Here is a 518-nt window from a genome sequence, read left to right as displayed (position 1 = left end):
GCTTTGGGCGTTTCCACCGCCTCCACCAACAAGACCCTGAAAGTCGAAGCGCCGGCTGCACGCAGCGCGGGTATCAAGGTCAAGTCGGTGGCTGAACTGGTGGAAAAACTGAAGAACGAAGCGAAGGTGATCTGAATGGCTATCCTGGTAATTGCTGACTTTTCAACCGACCAGCAGGACAACAAAGTGCTGGCCCCGGCCACCCTGAACACCGTTGCTGCTGCCGCCAAGATTGGTGGTGACATCCACGTTCTGGTTGCAGGCCAGGGCGCTGGCGCCGTGGCTGAAGCCGCTGCGAAAGTCGCTGGCGTGGCTAAAGTGCTGGTAGCTGATAATGCTGCCTACGCTCACCAGCTGCCGGAAAACGTTGCTCCATTGGTCGCTGCTCTCGTTCAAGAAGCGGGCGGCAATGGCTACAGCCACATCCTGGCTGCCGCCACTTCCCACGGCAAAAACATCCTGCCGCGCGTTGCCGCTGCACTGGACGTTGACCAGATCTCCGAGATCATCTCGGTAGA

The 518-nt window shown here is 58.9% G+C and carries 2 pseudogenes; both read left to right on the top strand.

The window, feature by feature from the left end:
• Positions 1–135: pseudogene (locus PMI26_RS07165) on the top strand (electron transfer flavoprotein subunit beta/FixA family protein); the annotation flags it as partial.
• Positions 136–518: pseudogene (locus tag PMI26_RS07170) on the top strand (electron transfer flavoprotein subunit alpha/FixB family protein); the annotation flags it as partial.

It is taken from the genome of Pseudomonas sp. GM33 (assembly GCF_000282295.1).
GTDB classification, from domain to species: Bacteria; Pseudomonadota; Gammaproteobacteria; order Pseudomonadales; family Pseudomonadaceae; genus Aquipseudomonas; species Aquipseudomonas laurylsulfatiphila.
This window is presented reverse-complemented; position numbering and strand designations above follow the sequence as displayed.